The sequence below is a fragment of the Bradyrhizobium glycinis genome (genome assembly GCF_016031655.1).
GTDB lineage: Bacteria > Pseudomonadota > Alphaproteobacteria > Rhizobiales > Xanthobacteraceae > Bradyrhizobium > Bradyrhizobium glycinis.
Genome location: NZ_JACCHQ010000020.1, coordinates 85,357 through 111,503 on the forward strand (window position 1 = coordinate 85,357; position 26,147 = coordinate 111,503).

Annotated in this window: 30 protein-coding genes; 12 read left to right on the top strand and 18 right to left on the bottom strand. The window is 62.6% G+C overall.

Annotated features, from left to right (window positions below):
- Positions 1 to 30: 30 nt before the first annotated feature.
- A complete protein-coding gene (locus HZZ16_RS25515) occupies positions 31 to 390 on the top strand; it encodes an excalibur calcium-binding domain-containing protein (RefSeq protein WP_197952615.1) in 360 nt (119 codons plus the stop codon).
- A 322-nt stretch (positions 391 to 712) separates the two neighbouring features.
- Here the strand turns inward: HZZ16_RS25515 and HZZ16_RS25520 are convergent, their stop codons facing one another.
- The 9 genes from HZZ16_RS25520 to HZZ16_RS25560 form a co-directional block, all read right to left on the bottom strand.
- Positions 713 to 1,168 (bottom strand): DUF4411 family protein, encoded by a 456-nt coding sequence (locus HZZ16_RS25520; protein WP_197952616.1) that lies wholly within the window; start codon positions 1,166 to 1,168, stop codon positions 713 to 715.
- Positions 1,155 to 2,315: a helix-turn-helix domain-containing protein gene (locus HZZ16_RS25525; RefSeq protein WP_197952617.1), complete on the bottom strand. Its 1,161-nt coding sequence runs from the start codon at positions 2,313 to 2,315 to the stop codon at positions 1,155 to 1,157. The genes HZZ16_RS25520 and HZZ16_RS25525 overlap by 14 nt, the downstream gene beginning before the upstream one ends.
- Positions 2,316 to 2,974: 659 nt before the next feature.
- Positions 2,975 to 3,193: a hypothetical protein gene (locus HZZ16_RS25530; protein WP_197952618.1), complete on the bottom strand. Its 219-nt coding sequence runs from the start codon at positions 3,191 to 3,193 to the stop codon at positions 2,975 to 2,977.
- Positions 3,187 to 3,699 (bottom strand): HK97 family phage prohead protease, encoded by a 513-nt coding sequence (locus HZZ16_RS25535; protein ID WP_197952619.1) that lies wholly within the window; start codon positions 3,697 to 3,699, stop codon positions 3,187 to 3,189. Before HZZ16_RS25535 ends, HZZ16_RS25530 begins: the two co-directional genes overlap by 7 nt.
- A 161-nt stretch (positions 3,700 to 3,860) precedes the next feature.
- Positions 3,861 to 4,442 carry a hypothetical protein gene (locus tag HZZ16_RS25540; RefSeq protein ID WP_197952620.1) on the bottom strand — a complete coding sequence of 194 codons (582 nt, stop codon included), beginning with the start codon at positions 4,440 to 4,442 and terminating at the stop codon, positions 3,861 to 3,863.
- Positions 4,442 to 4,978 (bottom strand): hypothetical protein, encoded by a 537-nt coding sequence (locus HZZ16_RS25545; RefSeq protein WP_197952621.1) that lies wholly within the window; start codon positions 4,976 to 4,978, stop codon positions 4,442 to 4,444. The genes HZZ16_RS25540 and HZZ16_RS25545 overlap by 1 nt, the downstream gene beginning before the upstream one ends.
- A 1,479-nt stretch (positions 4,979 to 6,457) precedes the next feature.
- A complete protein-coding gene (locus tag HZZ16_RS25550) occupies positions 6,458 to 7,162 on the bottom strand; it encodes a hypothetical protein (protein WP_197952622.1) in 705 nt (234 codons plus the stop codon).
- A gap of 137 nt (positions 7,163 to 7,299) precedes the next feature.
- On the bottom strand, positions 7,300 to 7,935 hold the full coding sequence (locus tag HZZ16_RS25555; RefSeq protein WP_197952623.1) for a hypothetical protein: 636 nt from the start codon (positions 7,933 to 7,935) through the stop codon (positions 7,300 to 7,302).
- A 507-nt stretch (positions 7,936 to 8,442) separates the two neighbouring features.
- Positions 8,443 to 8,631, bottom strand: a complete 189-nt coding sequence (locus HZZ16_RS25560) for a hypothetical protein (RefSeq protein WP_197952624.1) — start codon at positions 8,629 to 8,631, stop codon at positions 8,443 to 8,445.
- A 789-nt stretch (positions 8,632 to 9,420) separates the two neighbouring features.
- On the opposite strand from HZZ16_RS25560, the gene HZZ16_RS25565 reads away from it, so the two are divergent.
- Complete coding sequence (locus HZZ16_RS25565; protein ID WP_197952625.1) at positions 9,421 to 9,663, top strand: hypothetical protein; 243 nt, start codon at positions 9,421 to 9,423, stop codon at positions 9,661 to 9,663.
- Between the two features lie 33 nt (positions 9,664 to 9,696).
- Here the strand turns inward: HZZ16_RS25565 and HZZ16_RS25570 are convergent, their stop codons facing one another.
- Positions 9,697 to 10,983 (bottom strand): hypothetical protein, encoded by a 1,287-nt coding sequence (locus tag HZZ16_RS25570; protein WP_197952626.1) that lies wholly within the window; start codon positions 10,981 to 10,983, stop codon positions 9,697 to 9,699.
- Between the two features lie 114 nt (positions 10,984 to 11,097).
- Here HZZ16_RS25570 and HZZ16_RS25575 point away from each other — a divergent pair, with 114 nt between their 5' ends.
- Positions 11,098 to 11,325, top strand: a complete 228-nt coding sequence (locus HZZ16_RS25575; RefSeq protein ID WP_025036201.1) for a DUF2171 domain-containing protein — start codon at positions 11,098 to 11,100, stop codon at positions 11,323 to 11,325.
- A gap of 292 nt (positions 11,326 to 11,617) precedes the next feature.
- Here HZZ16_RS25575 and HZZ16_RS25580 read toward each other — a convergent pair whose 3' ends face one another.
- Entirely contained in the window at positions 11,618 to 11,803 is a 186-nt protein-coding gene (locus tag HZZ16_RS25580; protein ID WP_197952627.1) for a hypothetical protein, read from the bottom strand.
- A 163-nt stretch (positions 11,804 to 11,966) separates the two neighbouring features.
- Here HZZ16_RS25580 and HZZ16_RS25585 point away from each other — a divergent pair, with 163 nt between their 5' ends.
- Positions 11,967 to 12,128 (top strand): hypothetical protein, encoded by a 162-nt coding sequence (locus HZZ16_RS25585; protein WP_197952628.1) that lies wholly within the window; start codon positions 11,967 to 11,969, stop codon positions 12,126 to 12,128.
- Between the two features lie 280 nt (positions 12,129 to 12,408).
- On the opposite strand, the gene HZZ16_RS25590 is transcribed toward HZZ16_RS25585, so the two are convergent.
- The 3 genes from HZZ16_RS25590 to HZZ16_RS25600 form a co-directional block, all read right to left on the bottom strand.
- Complete coding sequence (locus HZZ16_RS25590) at positions 12,409 to 13,167, bottom strand: hypothetical protein (protein ID WP_197952629.1); 759 nt, start codon at positions 13,165 to 13,167, stop codon at positions 12,409 to 12,411.
- Between the two features lie 175 nt (positions 13,168 to 13,342).
- Complete coding sequence (locus HZZ16_RS25595) at positions 13,343 to 13,591, bottom strand: hypothetical protein (RefSeq protein ID WP_197952630.1); 249 nt, start codon at positions 13,589 to 13,591, stop codon at positions 13,343 to 13,345.
- Between the two features lie 62 nt (positions 13,592 to 13,653).
- Positions 13,654 to 13,890, bottom strand: coding sequence for a hypothetical protein (locus tag HZZ16_RS25600; RefSeq protein ID WP_197952631.1), 237 nt, complete (start codon positions 13,888 to 13,890; stop codon positions 13,654 to 13,656).
- 265 nt (positions 13,891 to 14,155) lie between these two features.
- Between HZZ16_RS25600 and HZZ16_RS25605 the strand changes: the two genes are divergently transcribed.
- Positions 14,156 to 14,503 (top strand): DUF6481 family protein, encoded by a 348-nt coding sequence (locus tag HZZ16_RS25605; protein WP_197952632.1) that lies wholly within the window; start codon positions 14,156 to 14,158, stop codon positions 14,501 to 14,503.
- 126 nt (positions 14,504 to 14,629) lie between these two features.
- On the opposite strand, the gene HZZ16_RS25610 is transcribed toward HZZ16_RS25605, so the two are convergent.
- Positions 14,630 to 14,875, bottom strand: coding sequence for a pentapeptide MXKDX repeat protein (locus tag HZZ16_RS25610; protein ID WP_197952633.1), 246 nt, complete (start codon positions 14,873 to 14,875; stop codon positions 14,630 to 14,632).
- 333 nt (positions 14,876 to 15,208) lie between these two features.
- Here HZZ16_RS25610 and HZZ16_RS25615 point away from each other — a divergent pair, with 333 nt between their 5' ends.
- Genes HZZ16_RS25615 through HZZ16_RS25625 form a run of 3 tightly spaced genes read left to right on the top strand, consistent with a single transcriptional unit; the run spans position 15,209 to position 18,137 of the window.
- A complete protein-coding gene (locus tag HZZ16_RS25615; RefSeq protein ID WP_197952634.1) occupies positions 15,209 to 16,231 on the top strand; it encodes a TRAP transporter substrate-binding protein in 1,023 nt (340 codons plus the stop codon).
- Positions 16,228 to 16,782, top strand: coding sequence for a TRAP transporter small permease (locus tag HZZ16_RS25620; protein ID WP_197952635.1), 555 nt, complete (start codon positions 16,228 to 16,230; stop codon positions 16,780 to 16,782). Before HZZ16_RS25615 ends, HZZ16_RS25620 begins: the two co-directional genes overlap by 4 nt.
- Complete coding sequence (locus tag HZZ16_RS25625; protein ID WP_197952636.1) at positions 16,779 to 18,137, top strand: TRAP transporter large permease; 1,359 nt, start codon at positions 16,779 to 16,781, stop codon at positions 18,135 to 18,137. Before HZZ16_RS25620 ends, HZZ16_RS25625 begins: the two co-directional genes overlap by 4 nt.
- A 154-nt stretch (positions 18,138 to 18,291) precedes the next feature.
- Here HZZ16_RS25625 and HZZ16_RS25630 read toward each other — a convergent pair whose 3' ends face one another.
- Entirely contained in the window at positions 18,292 to 18,975 is a 684-nt protein-coding gene (locus HZZ16_RS25630; protein WP_197952637.1) for a GntR family transcriptional regulator, read from the bottom strand.
- Positions 18,976 to 19,203: 228 nt separating this feature from the next.
- Between HZZ16_RS25630 and HZZ16_RS25635 the strand changes: the two genes are divergently transcribed.
- From HZZ16_RS25635 to HZZ16_RS25650, 4 genes are all read left to right on the top strand, one after another.
- Complete coding sequence (locus HZZ16_RS25635; RefSeq protein WP_197952691.1) at positions 19,204 to 19,812, top strand: TRAP transporter small permease; 609 nt, start codon at positions 19,204 to 19,206, stop codon at positions 19,810 to 19,812.
- A complete protein-coding gene (locus tag HZZ16_RS25640) occupies positions 19,812 to 21,077 on the top strand; it encodes a TRAP transporter large permease (RefSeq protein ID WP_197952638.1) in 1,266 nt (421 codons plus the stop codon). The genes HZZ16_RS25635 and HZZ16_RS25640 overlap by 1 nt, the downstream gene beginning before the upstream one ends.
- A 23-nt stretch (positions 21,078 to 21,100) precedes the next feature.
- A complete protein-coding gene (locus tag HZZ16_RS25645) occupies positions 21,101 to 22,084 on the top strand; it encodes a TRAP transporter substrate-binding protein (protein WP_197952639.1) in 984 nt (327 codons plus the stop codon).
- Between the two features lie 73 nt (positions 22,085 to 22,157).
- A complete protein-coding gene (locus HZZ16_RS25650) occupies positions 22,158 to 23,084 on the top strand; it encodes a dihydrodipicolinate synthase family protein (RefSeq protein ID WP_197952640.1) in 927 nt (308 codons plus the stop codon).
- A gap of 146 nt (positions 23,085 to 23,230) precedes the next feature.
- Here HZZ16_RS25650 and HZZ16_RS25655 read toward each other — a convergent pair whose 3' ends face one another.
- Both HZZ16_RS25655 and HZZ16_RS25660 read right to left on the bottom strand, forming a co-directional pair.
- Positions 23,231 to 24,142, bottom strand: a complete 912-nt coding sequence (locus tag HZZ16_RS25655; RefSeq protein WP_197952641.1) for a hydroxymethylglutaryl-CoA lyase — start codon at positions 24,140 to 24,142, stop codon at positions 23,231 to 23,233.
- A gap of 1 nt (position 24,143) precedes the next feature.
- The gene (locus HZZ16_RS25660; protein WP_197952642.1) at positions 24,144 to 26,147 is read right to left on the bottom strand and encodes an acetyl/propionyl/methylcrotonyl-CoA carboxylase subunit alpha; all 2,004 of its coding nucleotides are present in this window, start codon (positions 26,145 to 26,147) and stop codon (positions 24,144 to 24,146) included.

The following is a 26,147-nucleotide window of genomic DNA, read 5'->3' on the forward strand; positions in this document are numbered from 1 at the left end:
TGGGCATTGAGGAGTGCTTGAGCCAAAGCTATGGAGCATCTTGCTAGTCCAGATCCTGTTCGTCCCGGAGCTGAGCGCCGCCTGCGTAATTTACAGCGACGTTTTTTCGCGGCATCTGCGCGCCGTGATCGCACCATCAAGGTGCGGTGGGCCGTTGCCGCATTGAGCGCCATCGCTATCCTTTTGGTTGTCTATCCGGCTATTTGGCTCCTTGTTTCGAGCCCCTGGCCGGTTACGACAACGCTTCGACATATCGGGTCCGCCCCGAATTGCCCTTTTGCCAGGTTGGTCGGCTTGGCACCTGCGAGGCGAGGCCAGCCCGGCTATTGGCGACATCATGATCGCGACGGCGATGGAATTGCGTGCGAACCGTGGCCGTCGAGGTTGTGAGGCAGAAAGCTTAGCCGCGAACATATCTAAAGGCGAAGTTTTACTTACCGAACGTCGCAGACGTCTAAGTCCCTCATCTCAGACTCGGTCGGCGTGTGGAATTTTCGTTGGGCGAAGAGCCGGTTGACGAACTCTACGCAGCTTTCGCCGGTAGACGGCCCCTTGATCCGCGGCTTGTAGTCAATGAGCCAAAGGAACAGGAACATGCTACCCCACACCAGGACGGCAATGCCAAGCGCCTTCCATGTTTCGCTTGATCGCATCACATTGGCTTCCGGGGCTTCACCACGGCGTTGAACGCCTCTTAGACTGCTCCGGGTCGTCATGTGAAGACGCCGATCTCGGCGAAGAATTCCGGGCCACTGATGCACCTGACCTGGATACTTTGCTGTCGGCAGACATAGGGAATTTTTCGCGTGCTGGTTTTGCGTTCATCAGTAATCACCGTCCACCCAAGCACCTTTCCCGCTGCAATAAGCCAAGGGTCCGCCGGATCAGGATTTCTGCTGCCCGATTGATCGAACAGAAATTCAAAATCCTCCGCGATCTGGCCAGCCATCGAGGCTATCGCAGGGCTGTGCTGATCCTCGATGAGGAACTGCTTTTTGACCGGCTTAAACTGCTCCTGAAGGTGCGGCCATCTCCTTAGCTCGTCGAAGACCTGCTCTACCGTCTTAAGTGTCCCGATGCCTACAAGTTGCTTTAGTCCAGCTAGCACGGCGTCGCAGTGCGATACACCGTCAAGATGTGCTATCGCATCGCAATCAATGAGGTACACCGCCGCCTACCGCCCCGGCAAATTCAAATCGCTTGTCAGCCTGCTCTCTGACTTGCTCAAAATGCTGGGGAGCCAGCTGCACCATTTCAGCTGCTTCAGCCGTCGGAATATCCCCGCGTGCCTGCGCATTTAGCACGGCCAACGCGTATCTGTTCCCCATCTCAAATGCGTTTGTAGAAACGTAATTGCCGCCCTTGCTTTTGGCTTTGCTGGTCTTGTCTTGGCCCGCGACAATACGGCTGTAATATCCGCGGGGCGCAACGCCGAGTTCCTCAAGTCGCAGCGCCAAGGCCTGCTGACTTACCTTCAGTTGTCGCGCCCATTCCCTTAGGTCGTGCCGGGACCATTCTACCGGCGCGGTGGGCCAGTATGGCAACACGGCTCGCAATGCAGCGCGCGGAATCAGGAAGGCCGCAGCAAACTTGTTGCAGAAAGCTTCCACAGGGTTTTCGCGGTTCTGATCCGAGATACCAGGTTCGCGCAACAGCAAATGGCAATATTCGTGGATCAGCGTGAAGGTCTTAGTCGGATCAAATTCATCGGCCTTGCTGATCATGATAATCGGTGTGTTTTGATCGTCGTAAAGCGCAAAGCCCTTGCATTCTTCCACGTCGAATTTTTGTAGAAGTACAAAGCATCCGGTCCGTTCTATGAGCGCGCGCCAGTTGTTGAAGGCGTCCTTGGCTGGCCATGCCATCTGATTTATGACAGGAATACCAAGCCTTTCTCTCTCGCGCTCGCCAGCTTCCGCGGCATCCTCACCCCGGGTTAGATGCGGAAGTATAGGCGTCGTTGGCCCGATACCGCTTTCAACCAGCTCCATTACGTTCGCCGCGATGGTGCGAGCGTAGTCGATTGCGAAGCGCGTCTGCAGGCCAATCCGCGCTCCTCGTCCCTCAATGGATCTAAAGTCGCGCGGCATCGGCTGCAGATTAGGACGCGTGCGCCGCAATAGCGTCGCCTGCGGGATGCGCAGCGCATTGGAAATTTTCCGAAACATCGTCAGATGTAACGGCTTGCCACCTTGTTCTAATTGTTGGAGCTCTGCGGCGGTGATGCCAAGCAGTGTAGCGGCCTCCTGCAGTTTAAGGCCTCGATGCTCCCGTGCCCATGTAATCAAATCGGGCCTGACAGGCATTACCGTCATGCTGACGAGTCCAAGTAGGTTAGGCGTTTACCAGCCATACCTCTGATAGCATGCTTGGCGCAATGCACGTCGTCAACTCCCAACTTCTACCGGTTGTTTTGTCTAACTAAATACCGGTTTAGATGCTTCTTATCGACGTGCTGGTAAACGCCAACGAGGCCGCGCGTCAAAACAGAAAGGAAGCCTAGTATAGCCTCGGTGCGGTTCCATTCGTACTTAGAATGACCAACAGCCTCATGAGTCGCAACTGGCGCGTGCTTATACTTAGGCGGGATCGGTCTCGCGAGTGTCCGCCTCCAAACGTGGTAGAGATCCGATGCCTACACTTTAAAACGGTCCAGCCTGACGTGTACCCAGACGTTACCGCGCCGACAAAAGCAAAAGCGCCGAAGTTAGCCATGAATATATTGGCAGTCTGCCCCGTTGGGCCGACAAGGCCGCTGCCGAAGGTCGCGAAGGGGAACATTGAAGTCCCGGCCGTAAAGGTGAAGCCACCGCCCGAAGTCGGATTGGTCGGGTCATGACCGGCAATACCGTCCCAATTGCCGGACCACGACTTAGACCCCATATTCTGAATTGTGGTTTCGCGTATTTTGGCCCGGAACCGGTTCGAGGCCCCCACAGGCCGAGAGATTTGACCCACCCCACCCCAGCCTGCCTCACCACACTCGCAGAACATCGACCACTTTGCCGTCATCATTGACGACGAACTCAGCTCGATCACCGATGTGCATCCTGAATTGTCCCCGCCATTCCGGCAGTCGCTTGGCCGCACCGAGATCGCGCGCATCAATCTTGACGGTACGTTCATCGTCGAGTTGAGCGATGCCGCGGTGCCTGCGAGTGTCCCATCCATGAACCAAGCCGGTGATTACCATTTCAGGATTCCTCGCTTCCGCTGCGCTTCTCGGATTCGCCGGAGCGCGGCCTCGCCGTTGGTACTCGCCCGGCTGATCTGAGCTGATGTGTCCTTGCCGTAAGCCCCCCAAAGAACCAAGCTGATCTCGTAGAGCTTCGCCTCGGTGATAAGGCGCTTCGGTAAATCGGAACTGTCGTCCCATTCCTCAACAACGGGGGTGAATGAAACGCTTACCTCGTTGACCGTGCCGTTGCCGACCGTCGCTAATGCTTCTTGTCCCAACGGTGCATCAGGATTCGGCGTTAGCTCGTAATAGAGGCCGGCATTTGTCGACCGGAGGGAAAGCGTCCGGTTAAGAATTCTTCCCAGCGGTCTTGAAGGATCATGACTCCACAGCGCGGCGACATCAGGATTCTGCGCAAGATGCTTGTCGAATGCTCCGCGCGCAAAGCGTTCCTCAAAGAGTCCCGCGATGATCGCCGGCCGGTTCCAGGAAATGGCGAATCCAGAGATTTTATCTGCCACGCTGCGCCGCTCGCATTCGCTTCTCGCGCTTTTCCTGCATGATCTTGCGTGCGATCACAGCAGGCGAGTCCGAGCATTCGCAGTACCTACTCTCGCCCGGAAGCTTGACGCTGCGGCGGACAGGCTTTCGATCGGCGACGTCGGAGGTGCGTTCTGATCCTTTAGACATTATGCGCCTCCTTCACTTCACGAAGGAACTGGCTCACGCGACCATCGCGCCGATCGCCCATGAAAAACGGATGAACCGGCCGCAAATAGTCCTTTCGAACGTCTTCGGCGTCGAGCTGGTCCAGAAGCGCGTCATGGCTCTCGCGAGCCGCTTCAAGAGCACGCGCGGCGGCGCACAATTCGGCCAAACGGCGCCTGTATTCCGGCAGCACAGCGCTGCAAACGAGCTTGCTGGCCGCGTCGCGTGCCTCATCGGTGCGCCTGCGCAAGATCTCTTGCGCCGCCTCAATGTCGGCCATCCCGGACGCAACTTCACGCAGCTTTTTAGACAGGCCGGCGACGCTTGCTTCGGTTTCATCGCCCAGCAATTCTGCCACGGCGAGCGAAGGGTGCTTTCCGCCCGCCGCTTTGGCCACTTCGATTTCCCGACGAAGCAGGCCGCGCTCAGTGTTTAACTCGCCATAGCGGGTCTGCAGTTCAGCCTGTTTCGTTAGAAGGCTAGCGTGTTCGGGGCTGGCCTCGCTCAGAGAGGGCACGCGGTATTCGTCGGCCGGTTTCTTTCTAAGCGGAGCCATCAGGCTTGAGCCTTTCCAAATAGTGTGTCGAGAATATCGGCAACGGCAGCAACCGGAATCGTGGTCGCTGTTCGGTGCCCGTCGTGAGCCCAGTGCCCTGCGTTCGAGCCCGACTGACGAAAGCGCACGACCTTGCCGCCTGGCGGCTCGATTACGATCTCCGGCCAAGACCGGACGAAGTTAAGGAACGAATGCCGCGCCTGTGCATCGCCGCGGCGAGCCATCTCGACTTCAACCGCGATGGCGTCGCACGCATTCCGAGGTACGGACTGGGGAGCATCGCTCTCGATATGCGCGCCGATCGGTGTCAGCGCCCCGTAGGTCTCGACGGACGTTTCTGCCTGGCGGAGTTTCGGCGAAGTCGCCACGGCCATGATCAGGCGCAGAACGTCATCCTCGCTCAGGTCGGGAGACCGTGCAGGACCACCTGATGGGATTTTACCCGCTTCGCTCAGCCGGCGGGCTACGTGCTTGACTCGTGCGGGGTCGAATCCAAGGGAGTCGACCGCGGCGAGGACGTCGGCGAGTTTCGCCACGTTTACTTCTCCTCAGTGGAAAGTGTCGATTGATTGGTTATGGGAATAAGCCGCTCTGCGGCTTCACGGCCAAAGGCCGGTAAAAGGGCCGCCGACCTCAGCCGGCGTTAAGTGCACAACACGTCGGGGCAGAAATCTGCCGCTAAGGACTAAAGAGATTGAGCGCCTTGGGAGCGTACATGACGGTGGCTGTGTTGATCGTGAGGACCGACGTCGCGCCAGCCATACAATTTAGGATCGAATGTGAACTAGATTACATCTGCGGCCCTGTAGGAGGAGTAGTCTTGCAATTAGATGTCTCGCTTCCCATCGCCGAGGTGCGTTGCGGGTTTCCGGACGTCAAATCGCAGCGAGCATCTGTCAATCAAAGGGAGGACAGATCATGAAGTTCGCAGCATTCCTCTTTATCTTCACTCTCGCCGCGCTTGCGACTGCTCCTGCAGGTTCGGCGTACGCATGCGCACGCCCTTGTGGCAATTATTGTTGCGGGTAATCGGCGGAGGATTCCAATGCGCCCATTGGCAAAATGGGGGGCATTAGTGGCAATCGTGAGCATCGCACCGCTAGCATTCGTGGCTGCGATTTATCTACACAAGCCCCCGAATAGACTCAATGAAGCAATCTCCGCTATCGGCTTTCACCCGATAACGCCACCTATGCTTTTGCGCGCTCCTGGCTCAATCTATCATGTCTCTGCAAACGGCCAAGATTACGACATGCTGTGCGAAGTTTCGCCGGACCGACTAGTTGGCGTGACTCGTAGCTCAGCTTCAACCACCCAAGTCACTTCCGAATTACGAAGGGCTCAGTATGCGCTTGACTCGAAAATTGTGCATTCGATTCAGTCGCGGACCGATGCGCAGTTGGCAGAATCTCTAAGACTCGAACTCGATGACGTGCAAGTGTTGGAAATCTCGCTTGAGGAGCTAGCGATCATCGCAGACGAGCTGTTCCAGCGAGAGTCTTGTGATCGGGAAGTGAGGCGGTATCTAGAAAATGGGGAATACGTTTGCCAAGGACAGCGAGTTCTCAAGGCTTCAACAAGATACGTTGCAGCTTACGACAATACAGCGGCAGGTTCCGTGGAGCATACGACAGACTTGATAAGAAATCATTTTGACCCGACTGTTAGTGTACAGGGCGGTCAGAGTGTCTCTGGAGCGAACCTTTATTTTGGAATGAGACTAGCACCGCGGTGTTTAGCCTTTAGAGATGCCAAAAGGCAGCCGCGCCCGCCTCTCTCTCTCTGGAATCGACTAGTCAATCACTTTCCTTCACTAGAGTTCCTTTGAGTATCGCACGGGTGCGGAGCCGGACTGATTGTTCACGCGGGAGATGACTAACTTGTTGCAGCGTCGGTGACCACGTAGCTGCGGTCTTTGGGGCCGACGCCCCCGCGTCTTATTTGGCCAAGGCCGACGTGCGTCCTTATCGGTTTGACGTTCACGTTTCGGAATGAAATCAGGAGCGAGAGTGCGCCTAAGCAGCCGCCCTCTCGCCCTCAATAACGGCCGCATTCAGCGCAGCAACCGCAGCCCGAACTTCTTTGGCCGCCATGCGCGTTGCATATTGGCCAGCGAAGCCCAGATCTTCGCCGATCTCCACCAAGGTGCTGTCGCCCGCCGCCATGTCCAAGATCTTGGTCGCCTTGTGGCCAACCCGGGCCCGCAAACGTTCCAGATCCATGGACCGAGCCAGCTCGGCCTGAGCATCCGGTACATCGGCATCCCAACTCTCAGTGTCGGCTTTCTCACTCTTGCGCGTTCGCACCTCGCCGAACTCCGCATCGGGGCTTACCCAAGCGTGTCCGTTCCAGACCCTCACGAGCCGATTACCCACCCACCGCGTCCGATTGTTGTTGAAGGCCCAGACCAACTGTCTCGCGCCGACGTCTACTAACTCGCGGTCCACACTAGGTGCGAACAATTGCTCGCCGGCCTCGGTCTCCTCCTGATCCGGTTCGTTATCGTTCGCAGCGACGCGCGGCGGCTCATTGAGGGTGCGCCATAGCCGGAGGCCTATGAAGGTCGCTTCATCCTTCTCGCGCTTGCACCAAGTAATGCAGGGCGGCTGAGCGTGGTGAGCGGCGTGGGTGGCCGGCGCGGTAGCTAGCCAGGCGCGGCGGGCTGCAAGGTCGGTGAAACTGTCGGCCGCGACGGGGCCGTTGTCGTTGGCAGGGATCATGTGTGCTCCGTGATGTGCTGTTCGGCCCTCTTCTGGAGCCTTTGTGATGATCTGAAAACTTGCGGGATTTGGCGTGCAACTGGGCGGCCGGTGTTAGTTGGCGGAGTTGCCGGGGATTGCGGTGACCCCTCGCCCAGTCAGGCTGCCTGCTCCTCGGCATCTACAGGAGCAAACGAGTCACCAACCACCATGAACGGCCTGCCGTGCAGCTCGGCCGAGTCATAGACCTCATCCAGGCCGCACGCATGACCCAGGCGCATCAAGTGGGCCTGACCCTCGGCCTGCTGCTCTTGGCGGCTGCCCTCGATCATGAGCCCAACGTTACCTTGATCGGTGACAAGGGCTAGCCAAGTATCTTCTCCCCGCTTCTGTATAGCGCTAGCGACAACGGTCAGCGGGACGCCGCGCGGGACATCAATTTGAATGGCAGATTTCCGGATTGTTCTGGCACGCTCAGCGGCTTCGGCCGCAGTATCGGCATCAGTGCGGCGTCTCGCCACTTCAGGCTCCTCATCCGGATACTCATCTGGAACTGCTGACTTGGCCTTCAGCTTCACGCTGCGATCTGCTTCGTCGTACTTCTCAGCCTCTAACCACTTCTCCAGCGGCATCCTGCGCTGGCCTGGCTTCGCGCTAGCGGCCCATGCAGCAGCGCGGCTTGCGATGTGGTCGACGTCGGGATTGGGTATGGCTTCGAGCGCGCGCCTGCTGGCTTGCTTGTTGCCGTAGCGGCCGTAGGCCTTCCAGATGCGCTCGAAATCTCTTCCCGCCAAGGCCGGCGCCTCAGCGTTCGGCCCGCTGGCGGATACTGATTTACTTACCCCTAACTCGGCTTCTACGCCGGTTAGAGGTAAGTCGGATTCGTGACACCCGTGGGTATCGCTAAGCGGATTTGTGCACCCCACGTGGGTACCAATAGTGCTGTCCTCGTGGGTACCGCAAATCGCCGCAAAATCGACCTTGCGGGTGGTGGTGGGAGCAGTTGTTACCAGTTGGGCATGTATTCGGACGGTCGAGAACCGCTTCCAACGATACGCTGTGTGTATCCCCAGTCGGTCAACTCTCGGCAAGCGGCAACAGCAGCGCGCTGGGCGAGGCCGGTGGCATGAGCGATATAGCGTACTGAGGCGCGTCCCTTGCCACGGCCCTGCATGTACCTGTCGAGAATGACCCAGGCAGCCCTATAGTGTCGCGAGCGCACCCTCTTATCGCGGGTCAGGGCTCCCAGCGTCCACCACTGCGAAAGAAGGCTCCCTGCGACTGCTTTGCGCTCAGCCTTCTCAGCCGGCACGGAGAGCACTTTCAACGGCGGTCTTGACTTCGCTCAGCCACTCGCGCGGCATTGCAGATAGCGGCTCCGTACGCCATTCAACGCTGTCGTCATCGTGGCCGTCCCAAACCTTAACGGTTACCGCGTGACCACCACCATAAATCAAGTCGTCGATATAGCTTCCGTCGCGCAAAACCATCGATGGCTCCTGGTGAGGATTTACACGAGTAGTACGGGTGGCGCGGGGAAACGCTAAACGCCGGACCCCAGGGGCAGGATGCCGAAGTAGGCGCGCCCGGTTCCACCCGAGACTGGAAGCCAGAAATCCCAACCCTGGAAGTTCCTGCACGGAACAGTGCTGAAGCGAACAGAGGAACGCTCCTCCATTTGGATAGGCTCGTTCCGCCTGACCTTGCTTGCCCAAGGTCAGGCAACCTCCAGCGGCCCCGGCCTCACGTCCCCTCTTCAGCCTTGGCCGGGGCCGTCCCTCGACTGCAGCGCCCCCTGTTTGTTCTTGCCGACAACCTAAACGCGATTTCTTAGGTTGTGCGGGTTGTATTAGAGCGGAGATGATGCCCGGAACGGCCTCGGGCATCTCCGGGGCTGGGCCGAGACGCACCGAGACCGCCCGACGCACCATACTCAACGCGGCACGCCGGTCGGCACCGTCCAGCCTGACACTCTCGCGTAGAGTCTCAAATGATAGAGCGTCGCGAATTTAATCTGAGGTGCGCGCCGGGCGCTCGTGGGGTTAGGCAATCATCGAAAATCTCTCTCGGAAAGCAATGGCCGAAAAAGTGCCTAACCTTGACCTCAAGCCATTGAATTAGCTGAATTCTATCAGTCCTGCCGGGATCGCCAGCTCGTTGCTTGTTCAGCCCCTCTCCCCCCGCTCTTCACGAACGCGTGGGTAACCATATGCCGGCCTTTGAACGGCGCCGATCGCCCCTATGTAAGCGCCGGGCGAGAAGGGCCCGATAGGTTCTGAATGCAGCAATCCGAATTGACGAGAATGGCGATCGCGTCTGCGGTCGCGATCGTTGCGATCTCGTATTTGGCGGTCGACGCAGGTCTGGTGAACACCAATGTGATCACGAGGTCCCTCACTGTGGCTCAGGCCTCGACCGTTGGCGCCGCAACGGGACAACGCCCGCCTGCCTTTACCGTTCAGGACCGGACGCGCCGTGGCCACGCGAAGCCGCAGCTGGAGTATTGCCTGGCGGTCGACTGATCGACCGTCCTCCCGCCGGGCTGTCGGCAGAACTCATGTATCGCCAGCGGCGGACTGATGACCGCGCCACCACCGCGCAATGGCGACGGTGAGATCGTCCCACACCTCCGTCGGCAGGTCCGGGACCGCCACCCGAACGCTGTACTGATCCGTTGTTGCGTCGTGAAACCACTCGGTCGCTGCGAAATCGAAGCCGAAGCTGCCGGCGTGGCGGATGGGAAAGCCCTTGCGGCGCAATTCGCAGCTCATGTCCTCGGCTGACTGCCGCGCTGTCGCCTCGTCGAGCGCGCGCCTTCCGCGAAGGGTCACGTACAGCCCGTGGGCGAAGCGAAGCTGAGCGGAGAGCGCCGGGATCTCGGCGGCAAAGTATCGCGCCGAGCTTCGGCCGTTACGCAAGATCGCAGCCACGCGCCGCTTGGTCAGCGCCCAGTACGCCGCGCTGCCGGCGAAGGGCGGGAAGTGGGCCGGCAATGCCGCGCCGCCGAGCAGCCGCACTGCGTTGCGGGTTTCGGACGCGAGACGTATCCATTCAACGCGCCCTGCCCGCGGCCGATGCTCAGGCCCGTGCACGAAGACGGCCGAGCCGAGCCGGCCATATTCCGCTCCGAGCGAATCGAGCTTGTTATGGCTTCGCACCAAGACCAGCGGAATTCCTTGTCGCCTGGCCCACTGCATGACGCGTCTGACGCGGCCTGACCTGCCGGCAAAGCACGTCGTATCGAAAACCAGGAGATCGAGGCCCGAGCCGTCGCGGCGCAGCACCGCCTCGATGGCGCCGGCGACGGAGCAGGAATCCAGCAGCAGGATTCGAGGTGAACTCCCCTGCGCAAGCCCATCACCGAGCGGCAGCGGCAAGGGCTCGATCCGCAAATGCGGCATGAAGTTTCGGATCAGCTCCAGCGTCTCGCCATAGGAGCCTAGCAGCACCAGGATATCGGCCTTCACGACGATCCGCGCGCAAGCAAGCAGCACTGCGGAAATCGCCGCCATCCCCGAGGCGGTGTAGATCGCCGTGCTCGTGCAGGCCTCGTCGAGCTCGTAGAATGACGGGCCGCGGACCGTGAGATCGGCCCGCTGGTAATCGTAGCTGAACTCGAACGGCCCGCTGGCGGGATCGGCCGTGTGCGACCAGGCTGTCTCCGTCGCCTTCCACTCCTGCAGTTCGTGCTCCGCCCTGAGCGCCGCCGTGATCTGGAATTTGAACCTGACGACGTCGTCGACGGAACACGGATGCGCCAAATCGAGCGGGTTTCTCAGGCCGTCGTTCAACAGCCTGAGTTCCTCGTGCTTGCGTTCCAGATAGGCCCGAATGGTCTCCATTGCGCTTCTTGACAGATCCAATCAAGCGTCAACGTCCGGAAAACGCGGCGGGTCCAACATGCCTGCTGCAACGAACCGGCGCCTTCGCAGTTGTCCCTATGCAAGGAGGACAGCATGGCTGACATCAGAGAGCACATGAAAATCATCGGCAAGGACGGCGCACATGTCGGCACCGTCGATCGTCTCGAGGGCAACCGCATCAAGCTGACGCGCAAGGACAGCCCGGAAGGTCACAAGGACCACCACCACTACATCGACACGAAATATGTCGGTGCCGTCGAAGGCGACGTGGTCAAGCTGTCGGTGAATGCCGACGCCGTCCCGAAGACGGAAGCCGCGTGAAAAACACTGAGCCCCTGCGGGGGCTTTTTGTTTGTTCACGGTCCGACTCCGCTTCGTTCGCGAGGCCCGAATCGCGTTCGCGATTTCGGTCACGGAGCATTCGTTAACGATGGCTTCCTGCGGTTGAAGATCGCTGCAATTCGATGGATTTCAGCGCTGCGGATCGATCGGGAACGAATGCGCCATCAGCGCATTGGGTCACCGAACAGAGTGGTGCCGACCCGCCAGCCCCGGTCGGCTTTGAAGGACCCCGTGCTTGTCCCCCGAGCACGGGGTTTTTCTCATCTCAGCGCTATCGGGCCGAAGGCCTGTGCCCCGCTGGATGCGAGTGGCCGGCCTGCTCATCGCGCAGATCGCGGGCGAGTTCGTGCCATGCCAGGGCCAGCTGAATCAGCCGTTGCCTGTCGGCACCCTCGGCCTCCGCGGCGCGCTTCATTGCGGCCTCAGCCTCATGTTGCGGATCGTACTCGGTGTACATGAGGCAGACTCTAGCCGGCCATCTGGACGAGCGCGTGGCAATTTCGTCCGTATGATTGCGGGGTCCGCCGCCAGCCTTCGGGACCGATCTGTGAACCACGTCACAGCCTGTCCGCGACATCTCCGCTAAACAGGTGTCCAGGCTTCATGGGTGATGTCCGGTCATGACGCGCAAAGCAGCAACTGAAGTCATTGTCCCGACGCAGCGACATCAAGCGGACCTGCTCGGCGTCGCCTACCTCGGCACCATCGGCGTCGTCATGGTGGCCTGGATCGCGGGCCTGGTCTGGGCCTCGATCGCGTTCTTCGACTGGCTCGTGTCCTGACGGAGCAAGGCAATTGGCCTGCCCGCCCATCCCGCCTTAGAGCAGGTAGGGCAACGCCTGCGAGAGTTTAATTCCGGCACAAACGATCATGGCCCAGAGCGCCGCGCTGATCTGGATGGCATCCAGCATGTCCCACATCCCCTGCGAATCATCCCGTCATTTTTCTTTGAAATTGACGTGAGGGGACGACGAGCACCAGAGCTAATTCAAAGCAACCGCCGCGTGCAAAAGGATGAGGCGGGCCGAAGCCCGCCTCCATGGTCGATCTGGCCTGGAAAACTCAATAGCAGGCGCGGGGATCGGCCTGCACATATTGGCCGTTCGGATAGCGGTAGTAGCAGGTGCCCTGCGCCCAGTAATAGCCGGGCTGGGACGCCGCGGTCGCGCCGGCGATCGCGCCGGTCGCGCCGCCAAGGACCGCGCCAGCGGCGGCCCCGGTCGCATTGCCCGAGATCAGTCCGCCCAGCAGGCCACCGACGATAGCGCCACCAAGCGCGCTGGCGCCGGGATCAGCCGGTGGCGGCGGCGGAGGTGGCGGCGCATAGGCCACCGGAGGCGGGGCGTAGGCCACCGGCACGTCGTCGATATAGTCATCTGAGATGTAGGCGGGCGGGCCGGCCATACGCTGCGGATAATAATACCAGACGCCGCCAACGTCCCACCACCAGCCGGATCGGCCATGGCGGACGTCGTGGCGCCAGCGCCCACCCTCCCACGCAAGATTGCCGCGATAGGTGTGTCCACCCCAATCACGTGCGGGAGCAGGACCGCGCGCGACGTGACGTCCGGGCTGCGGGCTGCCGGCACCGTGACCCGCATGGGGCTGACCGCCGGGCTGCGCAGGCCGGGTCGCCTGCTGCGGCGGAGGGCCCTTGCGCGTGGTCGGATTGGCCTGTGGCGGCGCACCTGCAGCCGGCCCGGCCGGCGGTGCGATGCCGTCTTTCGGCGGCCTGGCCTCTTGCGCTTGCGCCGACAGCGCGAGCAACGAGATGGCGGAAACCGCGGGAATGATGATCTTGATGCGTTTCGACGCACTCATGCGTGCTCGCCCCCTGCTCTCTCAATGGCCATGAGTCCGGGGCGTGATCGACGAATCGCCGCGCGCCGGGCTGATGCCGGCCGAAATCACTGCCCTGCTTGATCGGCTAAGTCCCGTTACAAATGATTAAGACCAGGGCATTTTTTTCAGCCCCATAGGCCGTGCTGGAGCGTGCCTAGCGCGCCGGCTCGATCACGTTGCAATTGCTTCGCCCGGACATCAGGCAATCCTGCATCTTGCTGGCTGCCGTCAGATCCCGGGCAAGCCACCAGCCGACGCCGAGGATCACGACCGCGATGATCAATCCTGCGAGCGCGCCGCGGCGATCGCCGCCGGACGGAGGTTTGGACGGCAGCTTGGGCTGACGGTTCGGTCGAGGATGGGGCTCCTCGCCCGGTTCGGATCTGGACTCTGGCTTCGACATGGCCGCCCGGTCACGCTGGCGCGCTGGCTTTACCACCTCTGCGGCGTCGCGTCACATCCTGGTCAGCCTCGGGTCGGCGGGACCGGATCCCTGCGCGAGGTTTCGACCGCAGGGATCGCCTGCTGGACCCGCGGTGCGCAACTCGTGAGCACGAACGCGGTCTGGGTGCACTCCCAATCCGCTCCCAGCACTGCACTTTCAATGGGCTGCGGACGAGCCAGCAGCAGCGCGGCGCCGGCCACGCCCGCCAGGGCAAAGGCAATCGCGAGCGCCTTCAGGCTTGGTCTTGAGATCGTCATGCCCGTGCTCCGTCTCGTAGCGGGGCGGACGCTAGGCGTCGCCCGTGTGCTCCCCTATGAGGGACATCACATTTCAGCAGTTTTTTCGGGCTACGAGAGATCGTCGGGGGGCGATTTTTCGTTGACCTGATCGGCTGCGATTATGGGTGGCTTCGCGACGCGCGAAGATGTACACGCTTCTGCGTCGCGTGGCGCCTGCTATGCCCAGCCGACGTACCAACAGGCACCGATGTAGGATCGAAAGCGAGGAAGACAAGGCTCGTCGATGAGTGGATTCAGGGAACCCGGCTTTGCAGACCGGCAAAAGGCGGCTCAGGACGCCCGCAAGAATCTTTTGAACAAGTTCAAGTCGCAGCCGGGCCCCGATGATCCGGCGGTGATCGCGCGCCGCGCTGAGCGCGAGGCGCTCGCGGCCAAGCGCGCCGAGGCAAAGGCTGCGCGCGAGGCCGAAAAGGCCGAGCAGAAGCGCCTCGAGGAAGAGGCCAAGGCCGCCGAAGCTGCGCGGATCGCGCGGGAAGCCGAGGAAGCGGCTGAGAGGCAGGCTGCGCTCGAGGCCGAGCAGAAGGCCAAGCGCGATGCGCGCTACGCCGCCCGCAAGGCGAAGCGCAAGTAAAACTCGCTGGTCACGTTCAATTGAACTTGAACTGAGCCATCATTCCGGAGGCGGCTGCAAATGCCGCCGCCGGAATGCGAGAGGGCGCGGCCCGCCAATGGGGCCATGCGCGACGACGACCAGGGATCAGTTCTTTTTCATCATCCCGTCGTCTTTCTTCATGCCGTCCTTCGACATGTGGTCCTTCTTCATCATACCGTCCTTGGACATGGTGTCCTTCTTCATCATGCCGTCCTTGGACATCGTGTCCTTTTTCATCATGCCTTCATCCTTGCCCATCTTGTCCTGAGCAAAGGCGGCCGGCGCAAACGCGAGGCCTAGCGAGAGAGCGGCAGCCGAGACGCCGAGCGCGATGCGGGTGCGAATGGTCATGGTTCATCTTTCCTTCGAGATGGTGTTTGTCAGCGACGGACGCCGCTATTCAAGCTCGACGGATCGCCGGTCGGCGTTGTTACGCCGCTGCCGATAAATTTTGGCGAGGCCTCCGGGACACCAACGCTCGAAAAATGCCTCGGCGCGCAAGAACTCGGCAAGAAACTCAGGAAGTGTGCAGCGCAGCACGGCTGGCACTTGCCGCGGCGTTCGGTCTCGAACTATCAGATGAGAGAATATCGGGTGGAAGACCGGCTAGGATGGGCCCGAACGCCGGTCTGACAAGACCCGACCCAAATCACACCAACAAGAACAGTCCAAGGGGATTACATCATGTTCACGCGCCGCCATCTGCTCGCGACCGCCATCGCGGCACCTGCCATTCTCCGCTTCGGCACCGGCACCGCGCAGGCCGCGACCACGCTGAAGATCTCGCATCAGTTCCCGGGCGGCACCATCGACAAGGGCGATTTCCGCGATCGACTGTGCCGCATGTTCGCCGCCGAAGTGAGTAAGCGCAGCAATGGCGACATTGCCGCCGAGATCTATCCGAACTCCTCGCTGATCAAGACCAACGCGCAGTTCTCCGCCATGCGCAAGGGCGCGCTCGATATCAGCCTCTATCCGATGCCCTATGCCGGCGGCGAAGTGCCGGAGACCAATATCGGCTTGATGCCGGGCCTCGTGACCACCTACGACCAGGGCCTGCGCTGGAAGAAGGAGCCCGTCGGCAAGGCGCTCACCGACTTCCTCGCCGACAAGGGCATCATCCTGCTTACCTGGGTCTGGCAGGCCGGCGGCGTCGCCAGCCGCTCCAAGCCGATCGTCGCGCCCGAGGATGCCAAGGGCATGAAGGTGCGCGGCGGCTCGCGCGAGATGGACATGGTGCTGCAGACCGCCGGTGCCTCGGTGCTGTCGGTGCCGTCGAACGAAATCTACGCGGCGATGCAGACCGGCGCCTGCGACGCCGGCATCACCTCCTCCACCAGCCTGATCTCGTTCCGGCTCGAAGAGGTCGCAAAGTCGCTGACCTCGGGCGCGGGCACCTCGTACTGGTTCATGCTCGAGCCGCTGATGATGTCGAAGACGATTTTCGACAAGCTGCCGAAGAATCATCAGGACATCCTGCTCGCGGTCGGCACCGAGCTCGAAGCCTTTGGCCGCAAGGGCGCGCAGGACGACGACGTCGAGGTCGCCAAGGTCTACGAGAAGGCCGGCGCCAAGATCTCGGTGCTCGATGCCGCGACCGTCGGCAAGTGGCGCGACATCGCCCGCGACACCGCGTGGAAGGACTACAGCGCCAAGACCGCGACCGCCGCAAACCTGCTCAAGCTCGCCGTCGACGTCGCGGCATGAGCCACGGTCCGCTTCCGGATCGTGACGACCGCGCGGGCGTTGCCGCAGGGACCGGTCCTGCGGCGGCGATCGATCGCGGTCTCGCCGTCCTCAACAGCATCATCGTCGTGTTCGCCGCGATTGCGCTGGTCGCGGCCTGCATCATCCTGAGCTACAGCGTGCTCAGCCGCGCGCTGTTCAAAGCCGCCAACTACTGGCAGGACGAGGCCGCCGTGTTCCTCCTGGTCGGCGCGACCTTCATGACGGCCGCCTATGTGCAGCAGAACCGCGGTCATATCGGCATCGAGGCTTTCGTCGGCCTGCTGTCGCCATTCGCGAACAAGGTTCGCCTCTGGCTGGTCGATGCCGCCACGTTCCTGTTCTGCGCCTTCTTTACCTGGAAGTCGTGGACCCTGGCCCATGAGGCCTATGTCGACGGCCAGGTCTCCAACTCGATGTGGTCGCCGCCGCTCGCTATCCCCTACGCGCTGATGGCACTCGGGATGAGCCTGCTCTGCCTCCAGATCCTCGTGCAGCTTGCGCTGCCCTTCACCGGAGCCAGGCGGTCATGAGCGTTTTCGGCATTGGCCTCGCCTACGGCATTGCGACGCTGCTGGTGATGTTCTCAGGGATGCCGATTGCGTTCGCGCTCGGCGCGGTCGCGGTCGTGTTCATGGGCATCTACATGCCCTCAGCCTCGCTCGATACGGTGACGCAGAACGTCTACGAGGAAATGGCCTCGATTACGCTCCTGTCGATCCCGCTCTTCATCCTGAAGGGCGCCGCGATCGGCAAGTCGCGCGCGGGCCAGGATCTTTATTCGGCGCTGCATGCCTGGCTGCATCGCGTGCCCGGAGGTCTCGGCGTCGCCAACGTGTTCGCCTGCGCGCTGTTCGCGGCGATGGCGGGCTCCTCGCCCGCGACCTGCTCGGCGATCGGCTCGGCCGGTATCCCCGAGATGCGCAAGCGCGGCTATTCCGGCGGCTTCGCCGCTGGCATCATCGCGGCGGGTGGCACACTCGGCATCCTGCTTCCGCCCTCCATCACCATGATCCTGTTCGCGGTCGCCGCCGAAAAGTCGCTGGGGCGGCTGTTCCTCGCCGGCATCGGGCCCGGCCTGCTGCTGGTCACGCTGTTCGGCGCCTATGCCGTGATCCGCTTCCGCCAGGAATACAAGGCGGCCGAAGCGGTCTACAAGGATGGCGGCCCGGAGGCTGCGATCCTGACCCGCGACGAGTATACGCTTGCCGAACGCTTCAGCGTGCTGCCGCGTGTGATCCCCTTCGTGTTGCTGCTCACCGGCGTCATGATCGCGCTCTATGGCGGCTACGCCACGCCGTCGGAGACCGCCGGCCTCGGCGGCCTCCTCGCGCTGGCGCTGATCGCCGCGATCTACAGTGTGTGGCGCCCGAGCGACCTCGCGCCGATCATGAAGTCGACGATCCGGGAATCGACCATGCTGATGATGATCATCGGCATGTCGCTGCTCTATTCTTACGTCATGAGCTATCTGCACATCTCGCAATCGGTCGCCGAATCCATCGTCGCGATGCACCTGCCGCGCTGGGAGCTGCTGTTTGCGATCCTCGTCATGGTCGTCGTGCTCGGCTTCTTCCTGCCGCCGGTCTCGATCATCCTGATGACGGCACCGATCATCCTGCCGCCACTCCGCGCCGCCAATTTCGACATCATCTGGTTCGGCGTCGTCATGACCATTGTGATGGAGATGGGGCTGATCCATCCGCCGGTCGGCCTCAACATCTTCGTCATCCGCAACGTCGCGCCCGATATTCCCCTGCGCGAGGTGATCTGGGGCACGCTGCCCTTCGTGCTCTTGATGATGCTCGCAGTGCTGCTGTTGTGCCTGGTGCCGGGCATCTCGACCTGGCTGCCGGACCTCGTGATGGGACCGGACGGGAGCAGGTAGCGACAATCGCAACTGCCGTAGGGTGGGTTAGACCAGCGGCTGCGCAAAGCGCAGTCGCTGGGCGTACCCCACCTCTCTTCTGTTTCCGCTTAAGCGCACAGTGGTGGGTTACGCCCTGCAGATGCGCGTCGCGCATCTGCAGGGCTAACCCACCCTACGAATTCTCCTTCCGCCGCGACTTCGGCGCGCTCGCCACCACCTGCAACAGGTCCTTGCGCACCGCCTCGATGTGCCGCTCCAGGAAACGGCAGGCCTCGTCGACCTTCTGCGCACGGCAGAGCGCGATCAGTTGGGCATGCTCCTTCTCGGCAATGCCCATCGCCTTGGTGTTGGAGAGCTGTAGCCGCGTGTAGCGGTCGCTGGTCTGCAGCAGCGACAACACGATCGCGCGTGTGCGCGGCTGCGGGGCGTGGACGTAGAGCGCCATGTGGAAGTCGGCGTTGAGCTGGCCCCACTCACTGACGTTGCGCGCCTTGATCGCTTTCTCGAAGCGCCGGTGGATGTCGTCGAGCCCGTCGAAATCGTCCGGGGTGAAACGCGGCGCCGACTCCGCTAGCAGGCGGGGCTCCAGGATGCGGCGCAGGTCGAAGACGTCGTTGATTTCGTCCAGCGACAGCTCCGAGACGATGGCACCCTTCTGCGGCACGATCCGCACCAGGCCTTCCGCCTCGAGCTGGAACAGCGCCTCGCGCACGGGAATGCGGCTGACGCCATAGGCCTCGCCAAGCGCGTCCTGGCGCAGCTGCGATCCGGCCGGATAGGTGCCGTCGAGGATCGCCTGGCGGAGCTGGTCGACGATCGCAGCCGACAGGGTGCGATGCTTCAGAGGCTGTTTCATCTGATCGTCCGTTGTCCTTCCCGACTCGTGCGGCCGACGCGGTCCCTGTCTTGCATGTCGAGCTGCCCGGCAAAAGCCGGGCATCACGAGCAAAGTGCCCAGCAAACGCGCCCCCTGCCGCCGAAATGACCGCAAACTCCGTTTGACTCCCAAGATGTATAAATTATACATTTGGCAGTCGCACGACAAATCTTGGGGGTCGGGGCCTCTTTCATGATCGAGCAGACCATGCCGGCCACGCGCGCACTCAGCCTCCGACGCATGATCGTCCGGATGTCGAGTGCCCTGCTCGCCTGCGAGCGGCTCGCGCTGATGGGCCTGATGTACCTGCTTACCGGCCTGATCCTGGTGAACGTCGTCACCCGCTACTCGCACTTCCCGATCTACTGGATCGATGAATCCGCCGTTTATTGCGTGGTCTGGCTGACCTTCATCGGAGCGTCCGCGATGACGCGGCTGCGACTCGATTTTGCGGTAACCATGCTGACGGAGCGACTGTCCGCTCAGCACCAGAAATTTGCAAAAGTGATCTCGACTGGCCTCGTCGTGGTGTTCGGCGTCGCGCTGATCGCCACCTGCGTGCTCTGGATGGACCCGGTCGGCCTCGCCCGCGCAGGATTCGACGGGCGCAAGCTGGCCGCCGACACCTTCAACTTCCTCTACACTGAGCGCACGCAGACGCTGAACTGGCCGACCTGGGTGCTCTATCTGACGCTGCCGATCTTCGCGGTGTCGATGACCGTTCATGGTCTCGCCAACCTGCTGGAAGATCTCGAGCTGGTCCCGCGCACGCCGCCGAAGGGCTTCCAGCTCTCCGAGCTCGACGGGGTCAATTGATGATCACGTCAGCAGCCTTCATGGCGTTCATGTTGGTCGGTGTGCCGATCGGCCTCTGCCTCTGCCTCGCTGGACTCGTCTATATCGCGGCGTCCGGCAACCCGGTGCTGTTCCAGTCCTATCCGCTGCAGCTGTTCGGCGGCGTCGACAGCTACGGCCTGATCGCGATCCCGCTGTTCATCCTGATCGGCGAGATCATGAATGGCGGCGGCATCACGCGGCGCATCGTCGACATGGCGATGGCCTTCGTCGGCTCGCTCAAGGGCGGGCTCGCCTATGTCAACATCCTCGCCAACATGTTCATCTCGTCCATCCTGGGATCGGCGACCGCGCAGGTCGCGATCATGGCGCAGATCATGGTCCCGGAGATGGAGAAGAAGGGCTACGACAAGACCTTCGCTGCGGGCCTCACCGCCTATGGCGGGATGCTCGGCCCGATCATTCCGCCCTCGGTGATGTTCGTGGTCTACAGCGTGCTGGCGCAGGTCTCGGTCAGCGACATGCTGATCGCCGGCATCGTCCCGGGCGTCATCCTCACCGTGATGTTCTGCCTCGTCATCGCGCTGATGGGCTACATCTACAACTATCCACGCGCGGACTATCAGACGCCGCGCCAGCGCGTCATGACCATCCTGCGGACCTCGCCGACGCTGCTGATCCCGATCGTCATCGTCGGCACCATCCTCGGCGGCCTCGCCAATGCGACGGAATCGGCGGCCGTAGGCGCCGTCGCCGCGGCTCTGGTCGGAAAGTTCTGGACCAAGGAGTTCGAGTTCTCGCAGCTGCCGCAGATGATGCTGCGCAGCGCGATCTATTCGGCGATCGTGCTGTTCCTGGTGGCGGCCGCCGCTGTGTTCTCCTGGGTGCTGATCTTCGGCAAGGTGCCGCAGGAGACCGCCGCCTGGATCCAGACCGTCGCCAAGGACCCGGTCAGCTTCATGCTGATCTGCAACGTCATCCTGCTGGTGATCGGCACGGTCATCGACGGCATTCCCGGCCTGATCATGACGGTGCCGATCCTGCTGCCGGTCGCCACCGAGATCTATCACATCGACCCCCGGCAATTCGGCGTCGTCGTGGTGATCAACCTCGTGCTCGGCCTTTTGTCGCCGCCGGTCGGGCTTTGCTTCTTCGTCGCGGCCGCCGTCACCGGCGCCAAGCCCGGCAGAATGTTCATGGTGACGCTGCCCTTCTTCGTCATCTCCTGCGTCCTCCTGGTGCTGCTCTCGCTCTATCCCTCGCTCTCGCTGATCATCGTCAAATAGTCCCATCCGAAAGGAGCCCGACCATGCCGCTTTCCCGCCGCCGCTTCCTCGCCGCCAGTGCCGCCGCCTCGGTGTTCGCCCCGTCGCTGGCGCTCGCCCAGGCCAAGGAATTCCGCCTCGGCCTGATCACGCCGAACGGCCATTCGTGGAACAAGGCCGCGCTCAAATTCGGCGACGAGCTCAAGGCTGCCACCAACGGCCGTCTGACCTTGACCGTGTTTCACTCCGGCCAGCTCGGCAACGAGACCGCGATGATGCAGCAATTGCAGTCCGGCGCACTCGACATGGGCTTCATCCAGGCCGCCGAGCTCGGCTCGCGCGTGCCGCACATCGCCGCGATCAACGCGCCCTACATCGTGCGCTCGACGCCGGCGGTGGCGAAGTTCGTGCGGCATCCGGCGGCGGTGAAGCTGTTCGAGGTGCTGCCGCAGGAGACCGGCACGATCGGGCTCGGCTGGGGCATCACCGGCATGCGCGCGGTGTTCTCCTCCAAGGACCTGAATTCGCTGGCCGACATCAAGGGCATGAAGCTGCGCATCAACCCGACGCCGGTCTACCGCGATTTCTATTCCTCGCTGGGCGCAGCACCGACGCCGATCCCGACGCCGCAGGTGTTCGACGCCATGGCCAACGGCCAGGTCGACGGCCTCGAGGCCGATCTCGAATTCTCCTGGAACCAGCGCTTCGACAAGGTGTCGAAGGTGATCCTGCAGATGAACGCCGTCTTCATGCCGATGGCCGCCGTCGTCTCCGGCCGCGTCTGGCAATCGCTGCCCGCCGCCGACCGCGAGCTGATCACCAAGACGATCAAGACGACGCTGGACGCGCAGATCGACGAGCTCGCCGGCAACGAGCCTACGCTGATCGAGAACTTCAAGAAGGCGCCGATCCCGATCCGCCAGGTCGACGCCAAGGACACCGAGGCCGTCATTGCCGAGTTCGACAAGATCTGGCTGCCCAAGGCCCCCGTCCTCGCCGAGCTGCGCAAGGTCGGCGCGACGCTCTGATCCCATCCGCCATCCTTTTCACAAGAGCCGGCGGCTCCAGCCCCCCGCCGGCATATTCACCTGGAGTCAAACCATGAGCCGCCGCGTTGCCTGGGAAGGCGTCTTCCCGGCTGTCACCACCCAATTCCATGACGATCTCTCGCTCGACATCGACGCGACCGCCAAGGTGATGGACGGTTTGATCCGCGACGGCGTCTCCGGCCTGATCGTCTGCGGCTCGGTCGGCGAGAACACCTCGCTGGAGCGCAAGGAGAAGGTCGCGATCATGGAGGCCGCGAAGTCGGTCGCGAAGGGCCGCGTGCCCGTGCTGTGCGGCATCGCCGAATTCACCACCGCGTTTGCGGTGGAAACCGCGAAGGAGGCCGCACGCGTCGGCATCGACGGCGTCATGGTGATGCCGGCGCTGGTCTATTCCTCCAAGCCGCACGAGACCGCCGCGCATTTCCGCGCCGTCGCCTCTGCGACCGACCTGCCGGTGATGCTCTACAACAACCCGCCGATCTACAAGAACGACGTTACGCCAGACATCCTCGCCTCGCTCGCCGACGTCGAGACCGTGGTCTGCTTCAAGGATTCCTCTGGCGACACGCGGCGCTTCATCGACACCCGCAACATGGTCGGCGACCGCTTCGTGCTGTTCGCGGGCCTCGACGACGTCATCGTCGAGAGCGTCGCCATGGGCGCCGTCGGCTGGGTCTCCGGCATGTCCAACGCCTTCCCGCGCGAAGGCGAGACGCTGTTCCGCCTCGCCAAGGCCGGGCGCTTGGCCGAGGCGATGCCGCTCTACGAATGGTTCATGCCGCTCCTGCACCTCGATGCCCGCCCGGACCTCGTCCAGTGCATCAAGCTGTGCGAGCACATCATGGGCCGCGGCACCGCGCTGACCCGCCCGCCGCGCCTGGCGTTGCTGCCGCAGGAAAAGGCCGAGGTCGAAGCCATGATGGCCAAGGCGCTCAAGAACCGGCCGCGTTTGCCGGATGTCGGGCTGAAGGCGGCTTAGGGCACGCTTTGTAGGGTGGGTTAGCCTTGCGGCTGCGCGAAGCGCAGTCGGAAGGCGTAACCCACCGCCGTTCGTCTCGGCGGAAACGTAAAAAGGTGGGTTACGCCCAGCAACCGCGCTTTGCGCGGCCGCTGGTCTAACCCACCCTACGAAGCCGCACGCTTCTTCTTGGCGTTCAGCGCGGACGCCACGCGGCTCACGGGCGGCTTGCCTAGCACGATGCTCATCTCGTTCGTCGCCGCCAGCAGCTTCGCCATATCGACACCCGTCCTGACGCCCATGCCCTCCAGCATGTAGACGACATCCTCGGTCGCAACATTGCCGGTCGCACCCGGCGCATAGGGGCAGCCGCCGAGCCCGCCGGCGGCGGCGTCGATGACGTGGACGCCCTCCTCCAGGCCCGCATAGAGGTTGGCGAGCGCCTGGCCGTAAGTGTCGTGAAAATGCATCGCGAGCCTGGCCGGCGGGATGTTGACGGCAACCGCGCGCAGCATCTCCTTCGCCTTGTCAGGCGTGCCGACACCGATGGTGTCGCCGAGCGAGATCTCATAGCACCCGAGATCCCAGAGCGTGCTCGCGAGATCGGCCACCGCTTTCGGCTTGATCTCGCCATCGAACGGGCAGCCCAGCACGCAGGAGATATAGCCGCGCACCTTGACGCCATCGGCCCTAGCGCGCGCCAGCACAGGCTTGAAGCGCTCGACGGACTCCGCAATCGTGCAGTTGATGTTTGCCCGGGAAAACCCTTCGGAGGCCGCCGCGAACACGGAGACCACTTTGGCGCCCGCGGCACGCGCGGCGTCATAGCCCTTCTCGTTCGGCACCAGCACGTGGAACTCGGCGTCCTTCACATGGGCGACGCCGCGCAGCACCGCATCCGAGCTTGCCATCTGCGGGATCGCCTTGGGCGAGACGAAGGCGCCGACCTCCACGGTGTGCAGCCCGGCCGCCACGAGCGCCTCGATGAAGGCGATGCGGGCCTCGACGCTGACGGGCGTCTTCTCGTTCTGAAGGCCGTCGCGCGGCCCCATTTCGATGATGCGGACAGGATCGCTCATCTCATTCCCCTGAAGGTTCGACCAGAGCGAGCTCGACGCCCTCCTGCACGATGTCGCCGACCTTGCACTTGATGGATTTAAGCACGCCGGCATAGGGCGCGCGCAGCGTCTGCTCCATCTTCATCACTTCCAGCGTGAGGATCGGCGCGCCCTTCTCCAGCTTGGCCCCCTCCTCGGCCAGCACGGCAACCACCGTGCCGGGCAAGGGCGCTGCGATCTTGTCCTCGCCCACATGCTCCTCGCTCTCGCCGCCGAACGGATCGATCCAATGCAGGTCGAAGCGGCCGTTGCGCGTGCGCAGGTACAGCTCATGGCCGTCGATCACAGCCGCAACCGGTGATTTGACGCCGTCGAGCGTCAGATCGAAGCCGCCGTCCTTCGCCGCGATCGTAAACGCCAGCTCGCGCTCGCCGATCACCAGCGTCGACGGTCCGCTGCCGTAGTTCAGCGTGATCTTCTGCTCCGGACCATGGCCGACACGGAACGCAAAGCCGCGCTGGCGGCGGCCGACCGGCTGCCAGCCAAAGGTCTGCCACGGAGAATTCGCTACCGCCTGCGCCGTCTGCCGCTCCTCGTTGACAATTGCGGCGACCGCGGCGCAGAGCTCAAGCTCTCCAGGCGCCGGCGCGGCGGCGGTCAGCACGGCCAGCTCGCGCTCGATGAAGCCGGTGTCGATCGCATTCGCCCGCACCTTCGGATGCGTCATCAGCGCCGACAGGAACGGGATGTTGGTGACGATGCCGCGGACGTCGGTCTCTTCCAGCCCGCGGTTCAGCCGCTCGATCGCGACGTCCCGCGTCGGCGCCCACGCGATCACCTTGGCGAGCATGGCGTCATAATGCGGCGAGACCGTATCGCCCTCGCGATAGCCGGCATCGATGCGCAAGCCCCCGGTTTCCGCCGGCAGCCGCCAGGTCGAGATCCTGCCGACCGACGGCATGAAGTTCTTGGTCGGGTTCTCAGCGTAGACGCGCGCCTCGACGGCATGGCCGTTGAGCCTGATCTCGTGCTGCCTCAGCGGCAGCGCCTCGCCGAAGGCGACGCGCAGCTGCCACTCGACGAGGTCGATGCCTGATATCAGCTCGGTCACGGGATGCTCGACCTGCAAGCGCGTGTTCATCTCGATGAAGAACACGTCCTTGCCGTCGGAGACGAACTCGATCGTGCCGGCGCCGACATAGTTGACCGCACCCGCCGCCTTGCGCGCGGCGGCGCAGACCGTCTCGCGCTGGGCAGCGTTCAGCGTCGGCGACGGCGCCTCCTCGATCACCTTCTGGTGCCGGCGCTGCAAGGTGCATTCGCGCTCGAACAGCGAGAGCAGATTGCCGTGGCTGTCGCCGATGATCTGCACCTCGATATGCCGGGGATTGTCGACATACTTTTCAATCAGCATGCGGTCGTCGCCGAACGCGGCCTTGGCCTCGCGCTTGGCGCTGACGATCGCGGGTGCCAACTCATCGGCGGACCGCACGATGCGCATGCCGCGCCCACCGCCGCCGGCGGAAGCCTTCACCAGCACGGGAAAGCCGATCTTGTCCGCCGCCTTGGCAAGCGTCGCCTCGTCCTGGGCCTCGCCGTGATAGCCGGGCACCAGCGGCACGCCGGCCTTTTCCATCAGCGCCTTCGAGCCGGACTTCGAGCCCATCGCATTCATCATCTCGGCGGTCGGCCCGACGAAGACGAGGCCGGCATCGAGGCAGGCCTGCGCGAACTCGGCATTCTCGGAGAGGAAGCCGTAGCCGGGATGCACGGCCTCCGCGCCGGTCTTGCGTGCGGCCTCGATCAAGCGCTCGATATTGAGATAGCTGTCGCGGGCCGGGGCGGGCCCGAGCAGCACGGCTTCGTCCGCGAGCGCGACATGCATCGCCTCGCGATCGGCCTCGGAATAGATCGCGACCGTGCGCAGGCCCATGGCGCGCGCGGTGCGAATGACGCGGCAGGCGATCTCGCCGCGATTGGCGATCAGGAGCGTGTGAAAACGCCGGTAGAGCTTCGAGCTATCCAT

Excerpts from the sequence above, each read along its gene's own strand:
- HZZ16_RS25515 (WP_197952615.1), top strand. The coding sequence starts at position 31 with ATGGAGCATCTTGCTAGTCCAGATCCTGTTCGTCCCGGAGCTGAGCGC.
- HZZ16_RS25525 (WP_197952617.1), bottom strand. The coding sequence starts at position 2,315 with ATGACGGTAATGCCTGTCAGGCCCGATTTGATTACATGGGCACGGGAG.
- HZZ16_RS25530 (WP_197952618.1), bottom strand. The coding sequence starts at position 3,193 with ATGGTAATCACCGGCTTGGTTCATGGATGGGACACTCGCAGGCACCGC.
- HZZ16_RS25540 (WP_197952620.1), bottom strand. The coding sequence starts at position 4,442 with ATGGCTCCGCTTAGAAAGAAACCGGCCGACGAATACCGCGTGCCCTCT.
- HZZ16_RS25550 (WP_197952622.1), bottom strand. The coding sequence starts at position 7,162 with ATGATCCCTGCCAACGACAACGGCCCCGTCGCGGCCGACAGTTTCACC.
- HZZ16_RS25560 (WP_197952624.1), bottom strand. The coding sequence starts at position 8,631 with ATGGTTTTGCGCGACGGAAGCTATATCGACGACTTGATTTATGGTGGT.
- HZZ16_RS25565 (WP_197952625.1), top strand. The coding sequence starts at position 9,421 with ATGCAGCAATCCGAATTGACGAGAATGGCGATCGCGTCTGCGGTCGCG.
- HZZ16_RS25570 (WP_197952626.1), bottom strand. The coding sequence starts at position 10,983 with ATGGAGACCATTCGGGCCTATCTGGAACGCAAGCACGAGGAACTCAGG.
- HZZ16_RS25575 (WP_025036201.1), top strand. The coding sequence starts at position 11,098 with ATGGCTGACATCAGAGAGCACATGAAAATCATCGGCAAGGACGGCGCA.
- HZZ16_RS25580 (WP_197952627.1), bottom strand. The coding sequence starts at position 11,803 with ATGTACACCGAGTACGATCCGCAACATGAGGCTGAGGCCGCAATGAAG.
- HZZ16_RS25585 (WP_197952628.1), top strand. The coding sequence starts at position 11,967 with ATGACGCGCAAAGCAGCAACTGAAGTCATTGTCCCGACGCAGCGACAT.
- HZZ16_RS25590 (WP_197952629.1), bottom strand. The coding sequence starts at position 13,167 with ATGAGTGCGTCGAAACGCATCAAGATCATCATTCCCGCGGTTTCCGCC.
- HZZ16_RS25595 (WP_197952630.1), bottom strand. The coding sequence starts at position 13,591 with ATGTCGAAGCCAGAGTCCAGATCCGAACCGGGCGAGGAGCCCCATCCT.
- HZZ16_RS25600 (WP_197952631.1), bottom strand. The coding sequence starts at position 13,890 with ATGACGATCTCAAGACCAAGCCTGAAGGCGCTCGCGATTGCCTTTGCC.
- HZZ16_RS25605 (WP_197952632.1), top strand. The coding sequence starts at position 14,156 with ATGAGTGGATTCAGGGAACCCGGCTTTGCAGACCGGCAAAAGGCGGCT.
- HZZ16_RS25610 (WP_197952633.1), bottom strand. The coding sequence starts at position 14,875 with ATGACCATTCGCACCCGCATCGCGCTCGGCGTCTCGGCTGCCGCTCTC.
- HZZ16_RS25615 (WP_197952634.1), top strand. The coding sequence starts at position 15,209 with ATGTTCACGCGCCGCCATCTGCTCGCGACCGCCATCGCGGCACCTGCC.
- HZZ16_RS25620 (WP_197952635.1), top strand. The coding sequence starts at position 16,228 with ATGAGCCACGGTCCGCTTCCGGATCGTGACGACCGCGCGGGCGTTGCC.
- HZZ16_RS25625 (WP_197952636.1), top strand. The coding sequence starts at position 16,779 with ATGAGCGTTTTCGGCATTGGCCTCGCCTACGGCATTGCGACGCTGCTG.
- HZZ16_RS25630 (WP_197952637.1), bottom strand. The coding sequence starts at position 18,975 with ATGAAACAGCCTCTGAAGCATCGCACCCTGTCGGCTGCGATCGTCGAC.
- HZZ16_RS25635 (WP_197952691.1), top strand. The coding sequence starts at position 19,204 with ATGCCGGCCACGCGCGCACTCAGCCTCCGACGCATGATCGTCCGGATG.
- HZZ16_RS25640 (WP_197952638.1), top strand. The coding sequence starts at position 19,812 with ATGATCACGTCAGCAGCCTTCATGGCGTTCATGTTGGTCGGTGTGCCG.
- HZZ16_RS25645 (WP_197952639.1), top strand. The coding sequence starts at position 21,101 with ATGCCGCTTTCCCGCCGCCGCTTCCTCGCCGCCAGTGCCGCCGCCTCG.
- HZZ16_RS25650 (WP_197952640.1), top strand. The coding sequence starts at position 22,158 with ATGAGCCGCCGCGTTGCCTGGGAAGGCGTCTTCCCGGCTGTCACCACC.
- HZZ16_RS25655 (WP_197952641.1), bottom strand. The coding sequence starts at position 24,142 with ATGAGCGATCCTGTCCGCATCATCGAAATGGGGCCGCGCGACGGCCTT.
- HZZ16_RS25660 (WP_197952642.1), bottom strand. The coding sequence starts at position 26,147 with ATGGATAGCTCGAAGCTCTACCGGCGTTTTCACACGCTCCTGATCGCC.